The 19077-nt window shown below is 64.5% G+C and carries 15 protein-coding genes; 5 read left to right on the top strand and 10 right to left on the bottom strand.

What is annotated here, in order from left to right; translation table 11 throughout:
- Positions 1–223: 223 nt before the first annotated feature.
- From EB231_RS11930 to EB231_RS11960, 7 genes are all read right to left on the bottom strand, one after another.
- The gene (locus EB231_RS11930; protein WP_172348973.1) at positions 224–577 is read right to left on the bottom strand and encodes a DUF1428 domain-containing protein; all 354 of its coding nucleotides are present in this window, start codon (positions 575–577) and stop codon (positions 224–226) included.
- A 102-nt stretch (positions 578–679) separates the two neighbouring features.
- Positions 680–1096 carry a VOC family protein gene (locus EB231_RS11935; protein ID WP_172348974.1) on the bottom strand — a complete coding sequence of 139 codons (417 nt, stop codon included), beginning with the start codon at positions 1094–1096 and terminating at the stop codon, positions 680–682.
- A gap of 160 nt (positions 1097–1256) precedes the next feature.
- Positions 1257–1439, bottom strand: a complete 183-nt coding sequence (locus EB231_RS11940; RefSeq protein ID WP_172348975.1) for a hypothetical protein — start codon at positions 1437–1439, stop codon at positions 1257–1259.
- Between the two features lie 94 nt (positions 1440–1533).
- Positions 1534–1920: a nuclear transport factor 2 family protein gene (locus EB231_RS11945; protein WP_172348976.1), complete on the bottom strand. Its 387-nt coding sequence runs from the start codon at positions 1918–1920 to the stop codon at positions 1534–1536.
- 108 nt (positions 1921–2028) lie between these two features.
- Positions 2029–3555 (bottom strand): ABC-F family ATP-binding cassette domain-containing protein, encoded by a 1527-nt coding sequence (locus EB231_RS11950; RefSeq protein ID WP_172348977.1) that lies wholly within the window; start codon positions 3553–3555, stop codon positions 2029–2031.
- Between the two features lie 314 nt (positions 3556–3869).
- Entirely contained in the window at positions 3870–7040 is a 3171-nt protein-coding gene (uvrB, locus tag EB231_RS11955) for an excinuclease ABC subunit UvrB (protein WP_246740921.1), read from the bottom strand.
- Positions 7041–7167: 127 nt separating this feature from the next.
- Positions 7168–8793, bottom strand: a complete 1626-nt coding sequence (locus tag EB231_RS11960; RefSeq protein ID WP_172348978.1) for a DUF2778 domain-containing protein — start codon at positions 8791–8793, stop codon at positions 7168–7170.
- Positions 8794–9308: 515 nt separating this feature from the next.
- Between EB231_RS11960 and EB231_RS11965 the strand changes: the two genes are divergently transcribed.
- Genes EB231_RS11965 through EB231_RS11975 form a run of 3 tightly spaced genes read left to right on the top strand, consistent with a single transcriptional unit; the run spans position 9309 to position 13873 of the window.
- On the top strand, positions 9309–10178 hold the full coding sequence (locus tag EB231_RS11965) for a protein-L-isoaspartate O-methyltransferase family protein (protein WP_172348979.1): 870 nt from the start codon (positions 9309–9311) through the stop codon (positions 10176–10178).
- Positions 10179–10232: 54 nt separating this feature from the next.
- Positions 10233–12938 (top strand): hypothetical protein, encoded by a 2706-nt coding sequence (locus EB231_RS11970; protein WP_172348980.1) that lies wholly within the window; start codon positions 10233–10235, stop codon positions 12936–12938.
- A complete protein-coding gene (locus EB231_RS11975) occupies positions 12938–13873 on the top strand; it encodes a hypothetical protein (RefSeq protein ID WP_172348981.1) in 936 nt (311 codons plus the stop codon). The genes EB231_RS11970 and EB231_RS11975 overlap by 1 nt, the downstream gene beginning before the upstream one ends.
- A gap of 10 nt (positions 13874–13883) precedes the next feature.
- Here EB231_RS11975 and EB231_RS11980 read toward each other — a convergent pair whose 3' ends face one another.
- Positions 13884–14126 carry a hypothetical protein gene (locus tag EB231_RS11980; protein ID WP_172348982.1) on the bottom strand — a complete coding sequence of 81 codons (243 nt, stop codon included), beginning with the start codon at positions 14124–14126 and terminating at the stop codon, positions 13884–13886.
- Between the two features lie 76 nt (positions 14127–14202).
- A complete protein-coding gene (locus EB231_RS11985) occupies positions 14203–15132 on the bottom strand; it encodes a LysR family transcriptional regulator (RefSeq protein WP_172348983.1) in 930 nt (309 codons plus the stop codon).
- A gap of 100 nt (positions 15133–15232) precedes the next feature.
- Between EB231_RS11985 and EB231_RS11990 the strand changes: the two genes are divergently transcribed.
- Positions 15233–16432 carry a clavaminate synthase family protein gene (locus tag EB231_RS11990; protein ID WP_172348984.1) on the top strand — a complete coding sequence of 400 codons (1200 nt, stop codon included), beginning with the start codon at positions 15233–15235 and terminating at the stop codon, positions 16430–16432.
- A 177-nt stretch (positions 16433–16609) separates the two neighbouring features.
- Here the strand turns inward: EB231_RS11990 and EB231_RS11995 are convergent, their stop codons facing one another.
- The gene (locus tag EB231_RS11995) at positions 16610–17866 is read right to left on the bottom strand and encodes a hypothetical protein (protein WP_172348985.1); all 1257 of its coding nucleotides are present in this window, start codon (positions 17864–17866) and stop codon (positions 16610–16612) included.
- A 170-nt stretch (positions 17867–18036) separates the two neighbouring features.
- Between EB231_RS11995 and EB231_RS12000 the strand changes: the two genes are divergently transcribed.
- The gene (locus EB231_RS12000) at positions 18037–19059 is read left to right on the top strand and encodes a CapA family protein (protein WP_172348986.1); all 1023 of its coding nucleotides are present in this window, start codon (positions 18037–18039) and stop codon (positions 19057–19059) included.
- The last annotated feature ends 18 nt before the right edge of the window (positions 19060–19077 follow it).

A 19077-nucleotide genomic window follows, 5' to 3' on the forward strand; every position in this document is an offset into this window, starting at 1 on the left:
GCCGGAGCCCTCACCGCTTCGTCATCCTATGGCGGAGCAAGGAGCAAAGCGACGCGGCGCAGACCATAGGATCCATGCCGCGACGTTAAGGCCTTGAAAACGGTACAGAATACTGCTCAGCTGCGTCCTTCGATCGAGGTCGCGGCATGGATCCTCGGGTCTTCGTGACGCCGCTTCGCGGCTGCTCCGCCCGTGGATGACGAAGCTGAGAGGGCTCAGCCGCTCAAAGCTCGATGAACGGCTGGAAGCCGCCGAAGATCATGCGCTTCATATCGAAAGGCATCGGCCCCCAATCGGGTGTCAAGCGCGGGTCGGCCATCACCTTGGCCATCACCGCATCGCGGCTTTGCCTGGATTCATAGACCGCCCAGGCGAAGACAACGATCTCGTCGTCCGTTGCCTGAACGGCACGCGGAAACGAGGTCACCTCGCCATAGGGCACGTCGTCGCCGATGCATTCGACATAGGCCATCGCGCCGTGTTCCATCCATATGGGGCCCGCGAGGTTGGCGAGCTTCTTGTAGTCGTCGAGTTTGGCTTTTGGCACGGCAAGCACGAAACCATCGACATAGGACATGATAAACTCCTCTGTTGAAAAATGAGCGCCGGGTCGGCGGGGTACGACCCGGCGCGGTGAGCGCGTCAGCCCTGGCGGGCGACGCCTGCTCGCCAGGAAAACCTATTTCACCGGCGCGTTCATCGCCCAGGCGACGCCGAAGGGATCCTTCACCTGGCCCCAGCGGTCGCCCCAGAACATCACCTGCAGCGGTGTCACGACTTCGCAGCCGGCATCGACGGCGCGCTGCCACCAGGCATCGATATCGTCGTTGTCGAGATGGAGCTGCAGCGTGTAGCCCTGCGCATCCTTATGCGGGTGGCCGTGTTCGGGATAAGCATCGCCGAGCATCAGCGTCGAGCCGTTGATGTGGAGGTGGATGTGCATGGTGCGGCCTTTTTCGTCGGCCGGATAGGCAAAGACTTCCTCGGCTCCGAAGGCCTTCTTGTAGAATTCGGCGGCCTTGATGGCGCCGTCGACCTGCAGATAGGGGGTCAACCCGCCAAGCACTTCGGCTCGTGGTGGGGTCTGGTCGGTCATGTCTTGCTCCTCTTTGCGTTTGGCTTGGCCTTGCAAAGCCTAGGACGCACGAGGTGACGGCAATTCTACATGGCCGCGAAAATTTTTTAGCGGGCCGGGCCCGGGCACACCGGGCAACCGGAGGTGTTGAGTGACAATCGCATGGACAGGCTGGTCGCGGTCATATGACCTTGGTCGTGAAGGTGGTTGCGCGACGGCTGTTCCGCGCTTCGAAGAGTTCCGGAAATCCGATGTCCTTGCGCAGTTCGGCTGGCAGCGAGAGCAGGATGCGTTCGCTGCGATGGCGGGCACGTGCCGCGGCATATTGGGTTGCGATGCGACCGATGGATGAAAGGACGGACATGACAAGGTTCTCCCTGGGTTGAAGCCGGCATCATCGTGCAGGCATCCCAAGGACGAGGCAGGTTCAGGCGATCCGACAGGGCGTCGAAATTATTTCAGGTGACCGAGGCGGCCAGCGCCGTGTCGTAATACTCCACCATCTCGATGACCTTGCCGTCGCGCAGGGTCCAGAAGTTGGCGGCGCGCATGACGAATTCCTTGCCGGTGGTTTTTCGCGTCAAATGGATTTCGACCTGCGCCGCGACCTTGTCGCCGCCGTCGATAATGTCCACCGGGACGAAGTTCCGGTATTCGAAATCACTGTCCAGCGCCATGAGGCGGGCAAGGAATTCCTGCTTGCCGTTGCCCGTTCCGATATAAGGCGCCTGCGGTTCGGCGACCCAGCGGAAGACGACATCGTCGGAGCAGTGGGCCAGCGCGCCCACGATGTCGCGTTTCGCATAGGCATCATAAAGGGTCTTGACGACGTCCACCCCGCGCATGACCGGTCTCCTCCCTCGGCTTGCGGAACCTTCAGGATGCGCCTTTTTCGGCTGGCGGGAAAGTGCGGGCCGGCAAGCTCGAATGCCAGCCCGGCCGAGGCATCGCCTTCAACCACCCGCGTCAGCCACTTCGCGGAAAAAGTCCTCGGGGTCTTCGACCTCGGTCAGGCGCCGCTTCTCGATCAGCCAGAAGCGGTTGCCGATGGCGCGGATGAAGGAGCGGTCGTGCGAGGCGAGGACGCAACTGGCCTGGTACTTGAGCAATTCTTCCTCCAGCGCTTCCTGGCCATCGATATCGAGATGGTTGGTCGGCTCGTCGAGCAGGTAGAAGTTGGGGTTGGCGAGCCTCAGCGCCAGCATCATCAGCCGCGCCTTCTGCCCGCCGGACAGCACGCCGATCTTTTTCTCCTGCATCTCGATGACCACGCCGGCGCCGGCAAGCAGCGAGCGGGCGCGCTGTTCGCCGACATCGTAGCGGCGCGATACCATCGCCAGCGGTGTGTCGTCGCCGCCTATGCCGGACAGCGCCTGATCGCTGTAGCCGAGCACCGTCGACGGCGTCACCTTCACATTCGCGACCGTGTCGGGCTCGACGATGGCGTTGCGGATCAGGCTGACGAAGCGCGACTTGCCGACGCCGTTGCGGCCGAGCAGAACGATGCGGTCGCCCTGGCAGATGTGGCGCTTGCCGGTCCTGAACAGCAGCGTGCCGTCCGGCGTTTGGACGGCTGCGTCGTCGAGCGTGATCAGCACCTTGGCGTGGGTGCCGCGATTGGCCAGTTTTATTGCGCCGGCCGATTTCTCGCGATGCGCTGATACCGCCGCCTCTTCCAGCTTTTCCGCCCGTTCCTTGAGCTGCCTGGTTTTCACCGTCAACAGGTCGCTGCCGGAATTGATGCCGATGTTGTTAAGCTTGGCCGCTTGCTTTCGCAGCTGCTGGGCGACCTTCATGTCACGCTCGAACTTGCGCGCCGTCGAGGCGTCGACCTCGTCGAGCGCCTGTCTGGCGCGGGAGTAGGGCAGCGCAAACACCGGCGATTGTTCCGGGCGCAGGAACAGAGTCCGGTTGGTGGTGGCGTCGAGGAAGGCGCGGTCGTGGCTGGCGATGATGACAGGCACTTCGCGCGGCAGGGCGCTCAGCCAGCTTTCCAACTGGCTGATGCGGGCAAGGTCGAGATGGTTGGTCGGCTCGTCGAGCAGCAGCACGTCGGGATCGGTGACCCAGACGCGGGCGATCAGCGCCAGCCTCTGCCAGCCGCCGCTCAGCGCCCGCATTTCCCGGCCGCGCATCGGCTCGGGCACGTCGAGCGAATCCAGCACCACGTCGACGCGCCACATCTCGCTGTCGGCCTGATCCGGCGGCAAGGCATCGGCAACCACCTGATGGAAGGTGCGGCCAAGCAGGGCAGGGGGAACGGCCTGCTCGACATGGCCGACGCGCAGGCCGCGCGTGCGGGTGATGTCGCCGGAGGTCGGTTCCATCTCGCCGGTCAGGCATTTCAGCAACGTCGACTTGCCACGGCCATTGGCGGCGACGATGCCGAGCCGGTCGCCAGTGCCGATGGTGAGGTCGAGGTGCGCGAAAAGCGGCGCACTCATGGTGACGCCGAGGGATTTGAGGCTGATCAGGGCCATTTTGGATTTCTCTGGTCTTGCCGGAGACACCTCCGGATGCACTTTGACGGTGCGCGTGCTGGCCATCAGGCTCGGCGTTGCGCACCACGAAGGGCAGACCAAAAAATCGAAGCGGGAAAAAACCCGGACCGTCCCTGGTCAGCCCTGCAAGCTAGCTCGCAGGGCAGAAATCGGGCCACGCTGACGATGGAACGTAAACACGTGAGCCCTCCTTTCAAGACGTTCGAGTGTTGGGGAGCGATTACACCAAAGGCGGGGGTGGAGGCAAGTGGGGCGCAGTTTCCTTCTCCCACAAGGGGAGAAGGGAAAAAGCGCTACCGCCCCGGCCGACCCGTCTTGCCCGGCCGGCGCTTTTCGCGGCGCGTATCGCCTGGATCCTCGTAAGAGCCGATGCCGGCGCGCTGACGGACGATTGGTTTGCCGTCGCGTTCCTTCGCGCCCCCCTCTGCCCTGCCGGGCATCTCCCCCACGAGGGGGGAGATCGGCTGGGGCTTTGCCGGCATCTTTCCCTCGACCGGCTTTTCGGTGCGCCGCACCGTCATCTCGTCGAGCGAGTTTTTCTTGAACAGCGGTTTGACCGGCTCTCCGGGAATGCCGAAATCGGAGCCGTGTGCTTCCTGGGCGGACTGTTTCTTGAACAGCGAGCGCGACACGGCACCCGCCGGCGTCGGCATGTCGGTGCCTGGGCCCATGTCGTCAATCGATGGTTTGGCGAATAGCGGCTTCTTCACCGGCACGGCGCCATCGGCGCCCATCTCGTCGAGGGCCGGCTTGCGGAAAAGGTTGGGCCGGGCCGCCTTGGCCGCCTCTTCGGCGGCACGTGCTTCGTCGAGCTTGCGGAAACGCTCCTGCTCCTCCGCCGTACGGTGTTTGGCCACGCCCTTGTTGTGCTTGCCCTTTTCGCGGCCCGAGACCGGGCTCTCCATGTCGGCGTATTTGGCCAGCGGGTCCTCTGAGATCGAGAGTTCCATCTCGCGCAGACGCTTGATCTCGTCGCGGATGCGGGCGGCCTTCTCGAAGTCGAGATTGGCGGCGGCGTCGCGCATCTGCTTCTCCATGGCGTCGAGATGGGCCTTGAGGTTGTTGCCCATCATGGCGCCGGCGCTGTCGGTGAACTGCGAGATGTCGGCGCGGACGTGGTCCTTTTCGTAGACCGAGTCGAGAATGTCCGAGATGCGCGACTTGACCGACTCCGGCGTGATGCCGTTGGCCGCATTCCATTCCATCTGCTTTTCGCGGCGGCGGTTGGTCTCGGCCATCGCCCGCTCCATCGAGCCGGTGACCTGGTCCGCATAGAGGATGACCTTGCCGTCGACGTTGCGGGCGGCGCGGCCGATGGTCTGGATCAGCGAGGTCTCCGAACGCAGGAATCCTTCCTTGTCGGCGTCGAGAATGGCGACGAAGCCGCATTCGGGGATGTCGAGGCCCTCGCGCAGAAGGTTGATGCCGACCAGCACGTCGAAGGCGCCGAGGCGCAAATCGCGCAGGATCTCGATGCGCTCGAGCGTGTCGATGTCGGAGTGCATGTAGCGCACGCGCACGCCCTGTTCGTGCAGGTATTCGGTGAGGTCCTCGGCCATGCGCTTGGTCAGCACCGTGACCAGCGTGCGGTAGCCGGCCTTTGTGGTCTCGCGGATCTCGCCGACGACATCGTCGACCTGGCTTTTCGCTGGGCGCACCTCGACCGGCGGGTCGATCAGGCCGGTCGGGCGGATGACCTGCTCGGCGAAGACGCCGCCGGCCTGCTCCATTTCCCAGCCGCCCGGAGTTGCCGAAACCGCGACGGAGAGCGGGCGCATGGCGTCCCATTCCTCGAAGCGCAGCGGGCGGTTGTCCATGCAGGAGGGCAAGCGGAAGCCATATTCGGCCAACGTCGCCTTGCGCCTGAAGTCGCCGCGATACATGCCGCCAATCTGCGGCACGGTGACGTGGCTTTCGTCGATGAAGACCAGCGCATTGTCGGGAATGTACTCGAACAGGGTCGGCGGCGGATCGCCCGGCTGGCGGCCGGTGAGGTAGCGCGAATAGTTCTCGATGCCGGCGCAGGAGCCGGTGGCTTCCAGCATTTCGAGGTCGAAACGGGTGCGCTGCTCCAGCCGCTGTGCTTCGAGCAGGCGGCCGGCCCGCTCCAGCTCCACCAGCCGGTGCTTGAGTTCTTCCTTGATCGACTTGATCGCCTGGTTCAGCGTCGGGCGCGGCGTCACATAGTGCGAGTTGGCGTAGATCTTGACGCTTTTCAGCTCGCCGGTCTTCTGGCCGGTCAACGGGTCGAACTCGGTGATCTGTTCGATCTCGTCGCCGAACATCGAGATGCGCCAGGCGCGATCTTCCAAGTGGGCGGGAAAGATCTCGATCGTGTCGCCACGCACGCGGAACGAGCCGCGCACGAAATTGATGTCCTGGCGCTTGTATTGCTGGGCAACGAGATCGGCGAGCAGCGCGCGCTGGTCGAGCCGGTCGCCGATCTGCATCTGGAAGGTCATCGCCGTATAGGTCTCGACCGAGCCGATACCGTAGATGCAGGACACCGAGGCGACGATGATGACGTCATCGCGCTCGAGCAGAGACCGCGTCGCCGAATGGCGCATGCGGTCGATCTGCTCGTTGATCGAGGATTCCTTCTCGATGAAGGTATCGGTGCGCGGGACGTAGGCTTCCGGCTGGTAGTAGTCGTAGTAGGAGACGAAATACTCCACCGCGTTGTCGGGAAAGAACTTCTTGAACTCGGAATAGAGCTGCGCGGCCAGCGTCTTGTTGGGTGCCAGGATCAAGGCGGGGCGCTGCGTCTCCTCGATCACCTTGGCCATGGTGAAGGTCTTGCCGGAGCCAGTGACGCCAAGCAGTACCTGGGTGCGGTCGTTGTTGTCGACGCCTTCGACAAGATCCTTGATCGCGGTCGGCTGGTCGCCGGCCGGTTCGAAATCCGACACCATCTTGATGGCGATGCCGCCCTCGGACTTTTCCGGCCGGGCGGGACGGTGCGGTGTCCAGAGGACGCCGTCCTTGTGCAGCGGATTGCCGGATTCGATCAGTGCCGACAGAGCGGCGACCGTCGCGGTGACGCCGCTCGACGTCATCGTCTCGGCTTCTTCCAGCGAAACATCGAGGCCGGCGACCGGATTGAGGCCCGCCGCCGCGCGTTCGCGGGCGGTGGCCGCGCCGCCCATCGAGGTGCCGCGCGCGGTGCGTCCGGGCGCGGCGGAGCGTTCGGGGATCTTCTTCGACGGCTTTGGCGATTTGCCGCCGTCGCCCTTGCCGATCTGGCGGCCTTCGCGTTCTGCCTCCTGTTCGATCTGCTCGGCCCAGTCGGCGATCGAACCGGTCAGCGGCGTGCCCGACAGTTCGGGCTGCGGCATCTCGGCGAAGCCGCCTCTGTGCAGCGGCTCCGAGGCGTCGAGGAAATCGGTCAGCGGGCTGCGCCGCTTCGGCGCGGCGCGGTCGGCATCCGCCGTCGGCGGCGTTCTTTTATCGGGGGATTTGGCCATGACCCGAATATGGGAGGTCTTGGCGAAAATGGAAAGAGCGCGATGAGGCAAGCCGCATGCCCGGATGCAGCTCCTGACAGAAGGCTGTCAGGAGGAGGCAGTGCCATGGATTGCCTGCCTGTCGCGGTCAGGCGCCGCGTGCGTTGTCCGCCGCCACGCGGGTCGGCGATCCGTTCAGGCGCGGCACCACGACGAGGCGCGTGACCTTGCCCTTCTTGAAGGCGGCGAGGAAGCGGGCGTAGTCGCGGAAGACGACGCAGCCATTGGACTCGGCGCGGCCGCCGCGCAGCATGTAGGTGTGGGCAAGCAGGCCGTCGCGGTTGTATTTGTTGCCGCCACCGACCGGGGTCAGGCGCAGGGCCTCGACGCCATGGAAGCGCGATTCACGCAGCGACAGATTGTAGGTGTTGGGCGGCGTCGGACCACGATCCTTGACGTGGACATAACGCGGCTGGTCGACCATGGCGCCGAGGCCCGAATGTGCCTCGAGCCGCTGGCCGTCGGGCATGTAAACGGTCTTGGCGCTGATGTCATAGACGGCGACGCCGTGGCCGGCTCCGCTTCCGGCGCTCGGCCCGTTGAACAGGTTCCTGAACGCCTGGCCAAGGCCGCCAGAGGGCGTGTCCGGCTTGGCGTAGGCCAGCACGTCGCCGCCTTCGCCAGACCGGCCGGCCCGGGCTGGCCTTGCCGGCTGGGCTTGCTGGACCGGCTTTGCCTGCGGCGCTGGCTTCTGCTGGGCGAGCTTGGGCTGAGCAATCTTGGGCTGCGGAGCTGGCTCATCCTGTTCCACGGCCTTGGGTTGCGGCGCGTCATATTGCGGGCGACGGGTCGGCAGCGGCACGTCGTCGGTCAGCGCATCCGGCAAGGAGGCGGCGTCGCCGGGCTGTTCCTGCTGGGTCTCGACAGGCGCAACCGCGACATCGGCGGAGGATTCAGTCATCGGCAGCGGCGAGGCAAATGCTTCGTCCTCGACGGGCATCGACTCCACGAGGGCCAGCGCCAGTTGCGTGTTGTCAGGCGTCTCCGACTGCGCAAAGCCCATTGGCGCGGGCGCGGTCTGCACGACAACCGAACCGGCATCGGCAGGAGCGAAGCGTTCCGCCGCCGGAGCCGGCATGTCATCAGACAGGCTGGCCATGACCTGAACGGAGGGCACCAGCGATGCCTCGGTAATCTGCGGCGCGGCCTTGGAAATCACCGGGCGGGCGTCGGGCGTGGCAACAGCCTTGCCGGCACCGGCAAAGGCGGCGGCAAGCCTGGTTGGCGACAGCGATGCTTCCACGCGTTCGAAACGCTCCTGCGCCTTCGACTTCACAATTGGTTCCGGCTTTGCCTGCGCCACGAGGCGTGCGGATTTCTCCGCCAGCGGGCTCACGCTGGCCAGCTTGAAGCAACTGGCGCCGCATTGCACGGCGTGGTCGTGCAGCGCCTGCGCGCCGCCATGGGCATTGGCGAGCACGAAGGGCGCCGAGGATCTGAGGAAATACTGCTTCAGCGGATCGGCCAGCGCCAGCGAGCCAGGCATGGACAGCGTCTGCGGCAGGCCGCCCGATGTCGCCGACAGCGAGGCGCCGACGGAACTGAGGCCGGCCATGGTGCCGATCAGCCAGAGGCCGACGGCAGCGCTGACACCGGGCACCGCGACCCAGCGGACGATCCGTTGCGGGTTGAAGGAAGGGGTGCGCGGCGCATCGACGAACTCGCCGCCCTCGCGCTGGTCCCAGATTATTTTTCGTTTACTCGACAACGCCATGCAACCAATCTTGCTCCAATCGGTTTTCCCCGTACGTGGCCTTGTGAGCCGCGACGACCATTCTGTGAGTGATCCCAGGTGGTCCCCGACGCGTTTGCCGCGCCTGTCGTTGGTTGCCGATTGCTTCAAAATATGGACAAAGTTGGTTAACCAATCCCTCTCAAAACCAACCAAGAGACGTGGACTTTGTGCCAAAAAAGGCTCGTCCACGATCATGCACGCGGTATTGCAGCCCTTCCGAAGCAAGTTTGCTGCCTGTTTTTGGCGGCCGAGTCAAGCAAAACGGCCTGCGCCAAATCTGCAAAAAGCCACCCGGGGTCCCGCCTGGCGAGGGTGCTTGGCGACCGTTTCAGCTGAAAAAGGCCCTGTCGACCGGCCAAACTGTTGCCCTCCTGCCACAAAATCCCTGGCCAGGCGGCTGTCTTTCGACGGCCATTGACTCGTTTTGGGAGGCGGTGCAATCGGATTAAGTGCTTGGTTTTGGGGTGGCAAAGGCCACTTTTGGAGGCTTTTCCATGAAGCGTCGGGACTTCTTGGCGCTGTCGGCGGGTGCTGCGGCGTTTTCCATTCTTCCGACCTCGGTCAGGGCCAATGTGCCGGTTCCCTACGACCGCAACGCCGAACTCCCATTCAACGACAAAAAATCGTTCATCGACTGGATGGTGGCCAATCGGGGGGAGGATCCGAAGTTCCTGGCCGAGCGATTCGATCGCTTCCAGATCATGGTCTACAACAAGGACGTGCTGGACGACCGCAACAAGCGCGCTTTCCTCGCCACTCCGCGCGAGGAATTCGTGCTGCCGCAGAATCTGGCGCGCGCCTATGATCATGCCTTCCTCGACATCGGCTACGGCGTGACCATTTCCGGCCCGCACCTCGTCGGGCGCATGACGACGGCTATCGACGTGCAGTTTGGCGAAGCCGTGCTCGAGGTCGGCACCGGCTCCGGCTACCAGTCAGCCTATCTGGCCAATCTCACCGACAAGGTACACACGATCGAGATCATCAATCCGCTGGCACAGCGCACCCGCCGCACCTATGACGCGCTGATCGATCGCGGCTACAGCGTGTTCGGCTCCGTCACCAGCCGCAGCGCCGACGGCTATTATGGCTGGGAGAGCGTCGGCCCGTTCGACAAGATCATCGTCACCTGCGGCATCGACCACATCCCGCCGTCGCTGCTGCAGCAGCTCAAGCCCAATGGCGTCATGGTCATTCCGGTCGGTCCGCCGGGCGCCCAGCACGTGCTCAAGGTGATCAAGCAGCAGCTCGCCGACGGCACGTTCAACATCGTCCGCTCGGACATCTACAATGGCAAGGTGGTGCCGTTCGTGCCGTTCACCAAGCTGGAAGGCGACCAGATCGTCGGCACGCACAACGGATGAGTTGGCGCGCCGGTCCAAGCCTGTTGAGCTGAACCGCCGCATCAAGGGGCTTGAATGACGGCTGTCGTATCGACCTCTCGGCCAAGCATCGCCTCGCTCGAGGCGCCGCGGCTCGCGCACTATCTGGCGGTCGGGCTGATCGCCGGCGCCATCATCGCGCTGCAGATCGCTGTGATGCGCGTCTTCGCCGTCGGCAGCTGGTCGCATTTCGGCTCGCTGGTGGTCAGCCTCGCCATGCTCGGCTTCTCGCTGTCCAGCGTCGTTATCTTCGCCGGCAAGGGCTGGTTCGACCGCCATTGGCAAGGGGCCGCCACGGCGGCCCTGCTGCTGATCGGCCCGCTCGCGGTCGGCTCCAACCTCATTGCCCAGACAGTGCCGTTCAACGCCATCTTCCTGGTTTCCGACCCCGAGCAGAAATGGCGGCTCCTGGCGAATTTCCTGCTCTATCTTCTGCCTTTCCTGGCCGGCGCGTTCTTTCTCGGCATCGTCTTCCTGAAAAGCCGCACCGCCTTCGGCCGCGTCTATTTCGCCGACCTTACCGGCTCGGGGCTGGCCGGCCTCGTGGTTCTGGTGTCGCTTTATCTGTTCGCGCCGGAAACCATCATCGTCGTGCCGTTGCTGCTGTGGGCGGCCGGGTCGCTGCTGTGGTTCTTCGCCTTCGGCGCCTGGAAAAGCGTTGTCGCAGGGGTTGTCGTGGCGGCGCTGTCGATCGCCGGTTACCTCATGCTGCCAGGCTGGCTCGGCATCCCCGACATCGCCGTGTCGCAGTACAAGGGTGTCGCCTATGCCCGTAACTTCCCGGACGGCAAACGTATCTACCGCAGCGTCTCGCCCTTCGGCGACCTGCAGGTCTATGCCAGCTCCTACATGCATTTCGCGCCGGGCCTGAGCGACAATGCCGCCTTCGGCATGCCCGAGGTTCCCGCCAACACTTATGTCGGCATGTACCGCGACGGCGACGGGCCGGAAGGCATCATGCGCAATCTGGCGCCGGCCGAGCAGGTCTATTTCCGCTACCTGCCGATGCACTATCCCTATGTCATCAAGGACAAGCCCAAGACATTCGTGGTGCAGTTCGGCGGCGGTATCTCGACGCAGGCCGCGCTCAATGCCGGAGCGACCTCGGTGACCGTCGCCGAGAGCAACCCGATGACGCTGCGGGCGTTCCGGGATCCTGTTCTGAAGGACGTCACCGGCGATATCCTGGCCGAGCCGCGGCTCAAGGTGATCGACTATGACGGGCGTCTGTTCCTCGCCAACACGACAGAGCGCTACGACGTCATCGATCTCAGTCTGGCAGACAGCGTCGGCCTGTCCAATCCGGGCGGCTTCGCCATTTCGGAGAAATACGCCTACACGCATGAGGCGATGTTGAGCTACATGCACGCGCTGACCGATGGGGGCGTGCTGTCGGTCACCTTGTGGAACAAGGAAGAGCCGCCGAAATCGGTGCTGAAGCTCTATTCGACCGTTGCCGAGGCAGCGAAAACCTTCGACCCGCAAGGCGCTGCCAACGATATCTTCGCCGTGTCGAGTTACCTGTCGACCACGACTGTGCTGTTCAAGCGCGGCGGCTTCAGCGAGGCCGAAATCAAGACGCTGCGCGACTACACCAGGTCGATGTCCTGGGAAGAGGTCTATTATCCAGGAATGGTTTATGACGGTTCGGGCGCGCAAAAGGTGCTCGATGATTACCGCGCCTCGATCTTCGGCAGCGGACAGGACGCGACGCTGACGCAGCCCGCCGCCGATGCGACCGCGCCAGCCGACGCTACCGCGCCCGCAAATCCCGACTGCGATCCGACGGCGCCTGCCGATCCGACGCTCGACGCCTGCGCGGGCGCCGGCGGCGATGCCGGCCCGCAGGTGCTGCCGGCGACGGAACTGCAGCGCATGACATGGCACGCGCTTTTGACCGGCGGCTGGGAGAGGTTGGCCAGCGATTACGTCTTCGATGTGCGGGCGCTCAGCAACGACCAGCCCTATTTCGCTGCCTATGTGAAGGTCGCCGACCTGCCGCGCACGCTGGACCGGCTCGACCTGTTCCAGGACGATTGGGGCTACCTGTTGATCTGGGCGACGCTCGGCATCGCCTGCATCACCGCGGCATCGCTGGTGCTGCTGCCGGTCCTCCTCGGCTGGCGCATCGTGTTCTCGCGCTCGCGCGGCAAGCTCGGCACCATCCTCTATTTCGCCTGTCTGGGCCTCGGCTACATCATGGTCGAGGTCGGGTTGATCAGCCGCTTCACCGTGGCGCTCGCCAATCCGACCGTGTCGGCCTCGGTGCTGATCTCCTCGATGCTGGTGTTTTCCGGGCTCGGCAGCCTGTTCGCCGAGCGCATCTTCGACCGCGCCAGGACGCTGCTGCCCGTTGTGCTGCTGGCAGTCTGCGTGCTGCTGCTCGCCTATGGCTTCTATCTGTCGCCGGTGCTCGACCGGATCGGCGCCTATCCCTATGCGGTGCGGCTGCTGCTCTGCTTCCTGCTGGTGTCGCCGCCGGCCTTCCTGATGGGCATGCCGATGGCCACCGCCATGACCTGGCTGGCGCGGCTCGGCAAGGAGCATCTTTTCGTCTGGGCGTGGGGCATCAATGGCTGTTTCTCGGTCATCGGCTCCGCTGCCGTGCCGATCATCGCCACCAGCTTCGGGCTGAGCGCCGTGCTGCAATGGTCGGCGATCGCCTATCTCATCGCCATCCCCGCCTTCTTCGCCGTGCTGTTGCCGTCGAAGGCGCCTGATGTGCGGCTGGTGGCGGCCTGATGCCGGACCGGCGCGCCATCGTTGCCGGACTGCTGGCCACGGCCGCGTTTCCGGTGGCAAGCCAGGGGGCGCGCTTACACAAGGCCATCTCGACCATCGTGCCGTTCAAGGCGTCACCCTTTCCCTACCGGGGCAAGCTGCCCGATGGCTCCGCGCCGTTTCTCGACGTGACGGCGGCGGACGGAAGGCGCGGCCACACCTCACCGCGCGGCGGCGTCTATTGGGAAGATGAGACCTATTCCGACCGCTCGACGCTGCTGGCCGTGCCAAAAGGGTTCGATCCGGCAAAGCCGGCGGTCATCGTCGTATTCTTCCATGGCAACGGCGCAACCTTGCAGCGCGATGTCGTCGGCCGCCAGCGGGTCGTCTCGCAGGTCGCGGCGTCCGGCCTCAACGCCGTGCTGGTGGCGCCGCAATTCGCCAGCAATGCGCAGGATTCCAGCGCCGGCAATTTCTGGACGCCGGGTTATTTTGCGAAATTCATGGCAGAGGCGGCGCAAGGCCTGGCCAAATTGAGCGGTGCCAAAACGGCAAGGTTCGACGCCATGCCGGTGGTGCTGGTCGCCTATAGCGGCGGCTACAACCCGACCGCTTTCGTGCTCAGGAATGGCGACATCAGTGCACGCCTGTTCGGCGTCATCCTTCTCGACGCCGTCTTCGACGAGGCCGACATTTTCGCCAACTGGGTCGCGCAGCACCGGAAGCGTTTCTTCGTCAGCGCCTATGGCAAATCCTCGGCCTCCGGCAATGCCGAGATCAGGCAGTTGCTGGCGGGCCAGGGCATCAACGCCAGTTCCGATCCGCCCCGCAGCCTCGAAGCCGGCACTATCGCGTTGCTTGCCTCGGATGCCGCGCACGACACGTTCGTCACCCGCGCCTTCGTCGGCAACCCGGTGCAGTGGTTGCTTGCCCGGCTGCACGGGTTCCAGCGCTAGATTTGGAGGCTCAATTCCCGGCCATGCTTCTGACCGCCATCGTCATTGCCCAGATATTGGACCCGCTCAGGATCCTGCTGGTCGGGATCGCGTATTTCCTCAGCCGGGTGGCCAAGCGGCCAAGCGTCGGATGGCTTGGATTGTTCGTGGCGATTGTTGTCATAGCCGCCGGATTTCCGTTCATGGTCTTTGGCCAGTCCGGCGATATCGCCTGGACGACCGCCGCGATCGGCGTGATCGCGAACGCGCTCATAGCGGCGCAGTGGCCGGGCTTCTACGGCTCCAGAGGCTGTTTTTCTAAGGCGCGCCGGGCGACATGCATTGGAGTTTCATCGCGGCAGGGCGCCATCGATGCCGGCGCCGGCCGCCGCCAGAAGCGCCGCCGCCACCGTCGCGGCGTGGCGCGCCTTCGGGCCGTGCTCGGGCCACACGATGCGACGCCCTATGGTCAGTGCCGGTACTTCGCGCGCGATCTCGACGAGGTGGCCCGCGTCGAGATGGCGGCGCAGCACCAGTTCGCTGGCCAGCAACGCACCCATGCCGGCGATCGCCGCTTGCGCGGCGACGATCGTCAAACCGAAGCGCGGACCCTGGTCGATGTCCTTCCTTTGTCGCGCCGCCACGACGAACCAGTCCCGCCAGGTGGGATAGACATCGTCGCCCATCATCGGGTCGATGTGCAGCAGCGGCATCCTGTCCAGCACTTCGGCCCTGTCCGTCCCGGCACGATCCTGGACCAGCGCCGGTGCGCAGGCGGGGATGACCCGTTCGGTGAAGAGGTCGAGTGCGGCGATGTCAGATGCCGATCCCTTGCGGTAGCTGATGGCGAGGTCGATACCTTCCTCCGCCATGGCATCGAGTCCAACGGAAGCGACGATGCGAATCTCGAGCCGCCGCAAGGCCGGCCGCACCATGGCCAGGCGCGGCGCCAGCCAGAGCGAAGCGAAAGATGGATCGGCCGAGATGGTGAAGGTTTCGGCCTGGCGTTCGAAGCGCAGCCGGCGCATGCCGGAGGCCAGCGCATCGAAGGCGCGATCGATATCGGGCAAGGCGGCCTCGGCGGCACGGGTGAGCACGATGCCGTTGCCCTCGCGCCGGACCAGCTTGACGCCGAGTCGCTCTTCCAGCTGCCGGATCTGGTGGCCGACAGCGCCGGGCGTGACGCCCAACTCTTCGGCCGCGCGCGTCAGACTGCCGGCCCTGGCGGCGGCCACCAGCGCTCGCAACCCCGACAGCGGTAAATCCCTAAGCGTCGTCATGTTTTGAATTTACCTCAAAACCTGGAGAAGGGAACTCGTTTGAGTGCTGGACTTTCCTTGCCTAGGCTGGTCGAGGAAATTCAACCGCAGGGGAAGCCAGATGCTCGACACGCCAAAGCAACAGCAAAGACATGCCGTCGCGCCAGTCCGCGCCATGCGCGTGGAAGGCGCACGCATTGCCGTCGAATTGGCGGACGGCCGATCGGCAAAACTCTCGACGCGCTGGCTGCGGCTGGCCTGCGAATGCGGGCAATGTGGCGACACCGCCTCGGGCAAGAGGTGGCTGACGCCGGCTGATGTCGACAAGGCAATCCATGCAGAAAGTTTCGATGTCTCCGTGCCGGGGCAGGTCACGGCCATCTGGCAGGACGGGCATGTGTCGCATTACGATCCGACCTTCCTGGCGGGTCATGCCGGCGGCTCGGGTCCGGGCCGTTTCACGCCGCAAATGTGGAATAACGATCTCACCGCACGGCTCGGCCGCTTCGCCTTCGACGCGGTGGTCGCGGAGGACGAAGCGCTATTCCAGTCGCTCCGGGCGCTAAGGGATCACGGCATAGCGATGCTGACCGGCGTGCCGGCCGAGACGGAAGCAACCGCGCGGGTCGCCGGCCGCTACGGGCCGATCCGCGAGACGAGTTACGGCAAGGTGTTCGACCTCATCTCGCGGCCGGATGCGCGGGTGGCGGGCGAGACGGCGCGGGCGCAGATCCCGCACACGGACGAGCCGTTCCGCTACGCGCCGCCGGGCTTCATCTTCTTCCACGCCATCCGTACGGGCGCCGGCGCCGGCGGCACGTCGCTGATGGTCGACGGCTTTCATGTCGCCGAACGGATGCGGACGCGCACGCCCGACCTGTTCGATCTCTTGACGCGGCACGGTGTTACCTTTCACCGCGAACATGAAGGCGAGGTTTTCTTCAGCGCCGAGGCGCATGTCATCAGCCTCGATGCGGCAGGCGCGGTCACCGGCATCCGCTACAATGACCGCTGCCTGGCGCCGCAATGGGCGCCTGAAGACCAGATCGACGGCCTGATCGAGGCGCTGGCGGAGCTGACGCGGCTGATCTGCGATCCGCAGAACCAGTTCCAGCACCAGTTGCAGCCCGGCGAAGTGTTGGTCTTCGACAACCAGCGCGTCCTGCATGGCCGAAGCGCCTTTGATCCAACGCTTGCGGTGCGGCATCTCAGAAGCTGCAACATCGACCGCGACGGCGTGCACAGCGCGTTTCGCTCGCTGGCCAGACGGTTCGCGCCCGAGGAGGCCGAGGCGGTGCTGTATCAGGGGGCGATTTTTTGAGGCGCATTGATATTCAGGTGATGCCGGTCTGCAAACGGTGGTTTCCTGCGCTTCCGGTGCTCACGTACCCAAAAGTACGCTCCGCTCCGGTTCTCGGAACCCACCGTTTTCGACTCGGCCTGTCCTGAATCTCAACACGCCTTGCAGCGCGCTCCTCTCGACTTGAGATGACTTTTCTTAGTTAAACCACAGCGCGAACGTCAAAAACCCGCCGCCGCCGAACTCTCGTTGGATCTGGTCGAAATCCTCGCTGGTCAGGATCCTGCCGCTTTCGAGGTAGGGCGCGATGCCGGGGCCAGTAATCGACAGCACCAGGTCGAAGGGCTTGGGTTCGTCGAAGAAGCGCTTCATGTTGATGCCCTTGCCGGTGATACGGAAATGCGGCAGCAGCGCCCGGCCTTCGAGCAGGTCCTCGGCCATGGTCAAGGCGGCGAGCCAGGCTTGCACCTGTTCCTCGCCGACTTCGAGGCCCGTCAGCGGGTTCTCGCCCTTCTGCTGCGGACCGGGCAGCCATTCGCGGTCATTGTCGGTCTCGGCGCGGATCGCCTTCCAGTCCTCGCGCGACAACCGGATCATTTCGAGCAATTCCTGGCGCGCCGCCTTGCGGCGTTCCGGCTCGACCACCGGCCAGTTGATCATGTGCACCATCGAGATGAAATCGGCGATGCGCCATTCCGAGGAGAAGATGTTCGACCCCATCTCGCTCGGCGGCGGCACGAGAATATCCTGCAGCGGCAGCTTGGCGCGCGGGAACAGCATGTGGAACGAGCCGTCGAAAGTGCTCCTGAAATCATGCGCCAGCCAGAAATCGGCCTGCGCCATCAGGAACTCGGCATAGCCCTGCAGCCAGTAGCCGTCGGCGCGGTCGAAGCGGAAGGTGAGCGCGGGTGCGCTATCGCCTTGCGAGATACTGCCACGCGACAGCGCGGCCATGATGGCCGCCATGCTCTCATCCGGGGCGATGGTGCCGTCCTCGTTGAGGTCGATGCCGACATGGGTGAGGTCGATGACCATGCCGATATCGGCATTGGCCGGAACCGAGCCCAGCGTCGCGGCGGATTTTTCCAGCCGGTCGCGGAAGGCAACCAGTATGGCGCGGAACTCTTCATAGGTCAGCGGCTCGGGGTTTGGGTTTGATGGCACCGGCAGCTGCATCAGCGGCAGCATGAAGGATTGCGGGCTTTCGAAACCGTGGCGATGAAGGCCGCTGGCGAGCAACTCCAGTGCGGTGAAAAATTCGCCGGCGCCGGCGGCATAGGACGATGCCGGATCTTTCGCCGCGGCGGCCTCCAACGTCGACAGGGCGCTGTCGCGCGCGGCCACGGTCTTCGCCTCGAACAGCGCGGTTGCCGCTTCGGGCATGGCGGCGCCGGCGGAAGACAAGGGCAAAAGCACAATGAAGGCGGATGCCAGCAGGCTTGCTATTCGTGTCATCTTTCCCCTCCCAAGCATTTGTCGCCGACAATCATACACAGATTTGGGCTATTTGAGGCATCGCGCCTGTCAGCGCCAATGCACTGTCCACTTCGTTGCATGATTGTCGAGGGGTGTGCTTCTACCCGCCTTCCGGAGCGTCTACACAAAGGCAAACGATTGGGCATTGCGTGTCGAACTATCCGCTTTCCTACAAACTGTCATGGCTGCCGCGTTTCCTGAAACCGTCGCTTGGCGGCGACGGCAACGGGTTTGCGCCGATGGCGGGGACGTTGATGGAGCCGCCGCCGGGAGAGACGGTGCGGCTTGCCTTCATAGGCGACATCTCGGCGGTGGCCAACAGCCGTGCGCCGGACTGCGACCCGGCGATCAAGGCGCTGCTCGGCGGCGCCGACCTTGTGATCGGCAATTGCGAAAGCCCTGTCGTGGACAGGCCAAGCGCGGTGCTGGGCACGAGGCTCGGCACGCACCATGCGATGAACGAGCGGTTTCTGGCCGAGGCGCTCGCCGCGACCGGTCTTGCGCGCGAAAAGCTCGTGCTTTCGCTGGCCAACAATCATGTGCTCGACCAAGGCGTCGCGGGTTTCGACGAGACTGTGGCGGCGCTGAAGCGGCTCGGCATCCGCACCATCGGCCTGGCCGCCAATGGCCCGGCACAGACAGTCAAGGTGGGCCCGCTGGATGTCGGCCTGGCGGCCTTCACGCTGTGGCGCAATGCAGATGAGAGCCTGTTTGCCGGGCGTGTGTCGATGGGCAGCGATCTGGCCGGCTGGCCGCGCGTCGATCTTCTCTGCGCGGTGCCGCATTGGGACTGGGAGTTCCGGCATTTTCCGCGCGCCGGGACGCGGGCTTTGGCCAGGCGCCTGGCCGAGCAGGGTGTCGGGCTGATCGCCGGCCACCATTCGCATGTGGTGCAGCCGGTGGAGCGGATCGGCGACGCGATCGTCGCTTACGGGCTCGGCGATTTCCTTGGCACCGCCTTGGCGCGACAGCCATGGCCGGGGCGCATTGGCGGGATCTTCGTCGTCGATGTCAGTGCCGATGCCGAGACGCGTGGTGCGATTGCCTCTTACCGGCTGCATCCGTTCGTGCGGCTGCGGGGCGGTGATCATGAGCGGCTGGTGCCGGTGGAGGGGCTTGAGGGTGCGATGAGGGGAAAGGTTGAAAGACGGCTGAGAGCAATCTTTCCTTAGCGCTGCAAGCGACGACAC

It is taken from the genome of Mesorhizobium sp. NZP2298 (assembly GCF_013170825.1).
In the GTDB taxonomy this organism is placed as follows: domain Bacteria; phylum Pseudomonadota; class Alphaproteobacteria; order Rhizobiales; family Rhizobiaceae; genus Mesorhizobium.

What these genes read in the sequence shown, in the direction of transcription:
- EB231_RS11930 (WP_172348973.1), bottom strand. Translation starts at nt 577, where the DNA reads ATGTCCTATGTCGATGGTTTCGTGCTTGCCGTGCCAAAAGCCAAACTC.
- EB231_RS11935 (WP_172348974.1), bottom strand. Translation starts at nt 1,096, where the DNA reads ATGACCGACCAGACCCCACCACGAGCCGAAGTGCTTGGCGGGTTGACC.
- EB231_RS11940 (WP_172348975.1), bottom strand. Translation starts at nt 1,439, where the DNA reads ATGTCCGTCCTTTCATCCATCGGTCGCATCGCAACCCAATATGCCGCG.
- EB231_RS11945 (WP_172348976.1), bottom strand. Translation starts at nt 1,920, where the DNA reads ATGCGCGGGGTGGACGTCGTCAAGACCCTTTATGATGCCTATGCGAAA.
- EB231_RS11950 (WP_172348977.1), bottom strand. Translation starts at nt 3,555, where the DNA reads ATGGCCCTGATCAGCCTCAAATCCCTCGGCGTCACCATGAGTGCGCCG.
- uvrB (WP_246740921.1), bottom strand. Translation starts at nt 7,040, where the DNA reads ATGGCCAAATCCCCCGATAAAAGAACGCCGCCGACGGCGGATGCCGAC.
- EB231_RS11960 (WP_172348978.1), bottom strand. Translation starts at nt 8,793, where the DNA reads ATGGCGTTGTCGAGTAAACGAAAAATAATCTGGGACCAGCGCGAGGGC.
- EB231_RS11965 (WP_172348979.1), top strand. Translation starts at nt 9,309, where the DNA reads ATGAAGCGTCGGGACTTCTTGGCGCTGTCGGCGGGTGCTGCGGCGTTT.
- EB231_RS11970 (WP_172348980.1), top strand. Translation starts at nt 10,233, where the DNA reads ATGACGGCTGTCGTATCGACCTCTCGGCCAAGCATCGCCTCGCTCGAG.
- EB231_RS11975 (WP_172348981.1), top strand. Translation starts at nt 12,938, where the DNA reads ATGCCGGACCGGCGCGCCATCGTTGCCGGACTGCTGGCCACGGCCGCG.
- EB231_RS11980 (WP_172348982.1), bottom strand. Translation starts at nt 14,126, where the DNA reads ATGAGCGCGTTCGCGATCACGCCGATCGCGGCGGTCGTCCAGGCGATA.
- EB231_RS11985 (WP_172348983.1), bottom strand. Translation starts at nt 15,132, where the DNA reads ATGACGACGCTTAGGGATTTACCGCTGTCGGGGTTGCGAGCGCTGGTG.
- EB231_RS11990 (WP_172348984.1), top strand. Translation starts at nt 15,233, where the DNA reads ATGCTCGACACGCCAAAGCAACAGCAAAGACATGCCGTCGCGCCAGTC.
- EB231_RS11995 (WP_172348985.1), bottom strand. Translation starts at nt 17,866, where the DNA reads ATGACACGAATAGCAAGCCTGCTGGCATCCGCCTTCATTGTGCTTTTG.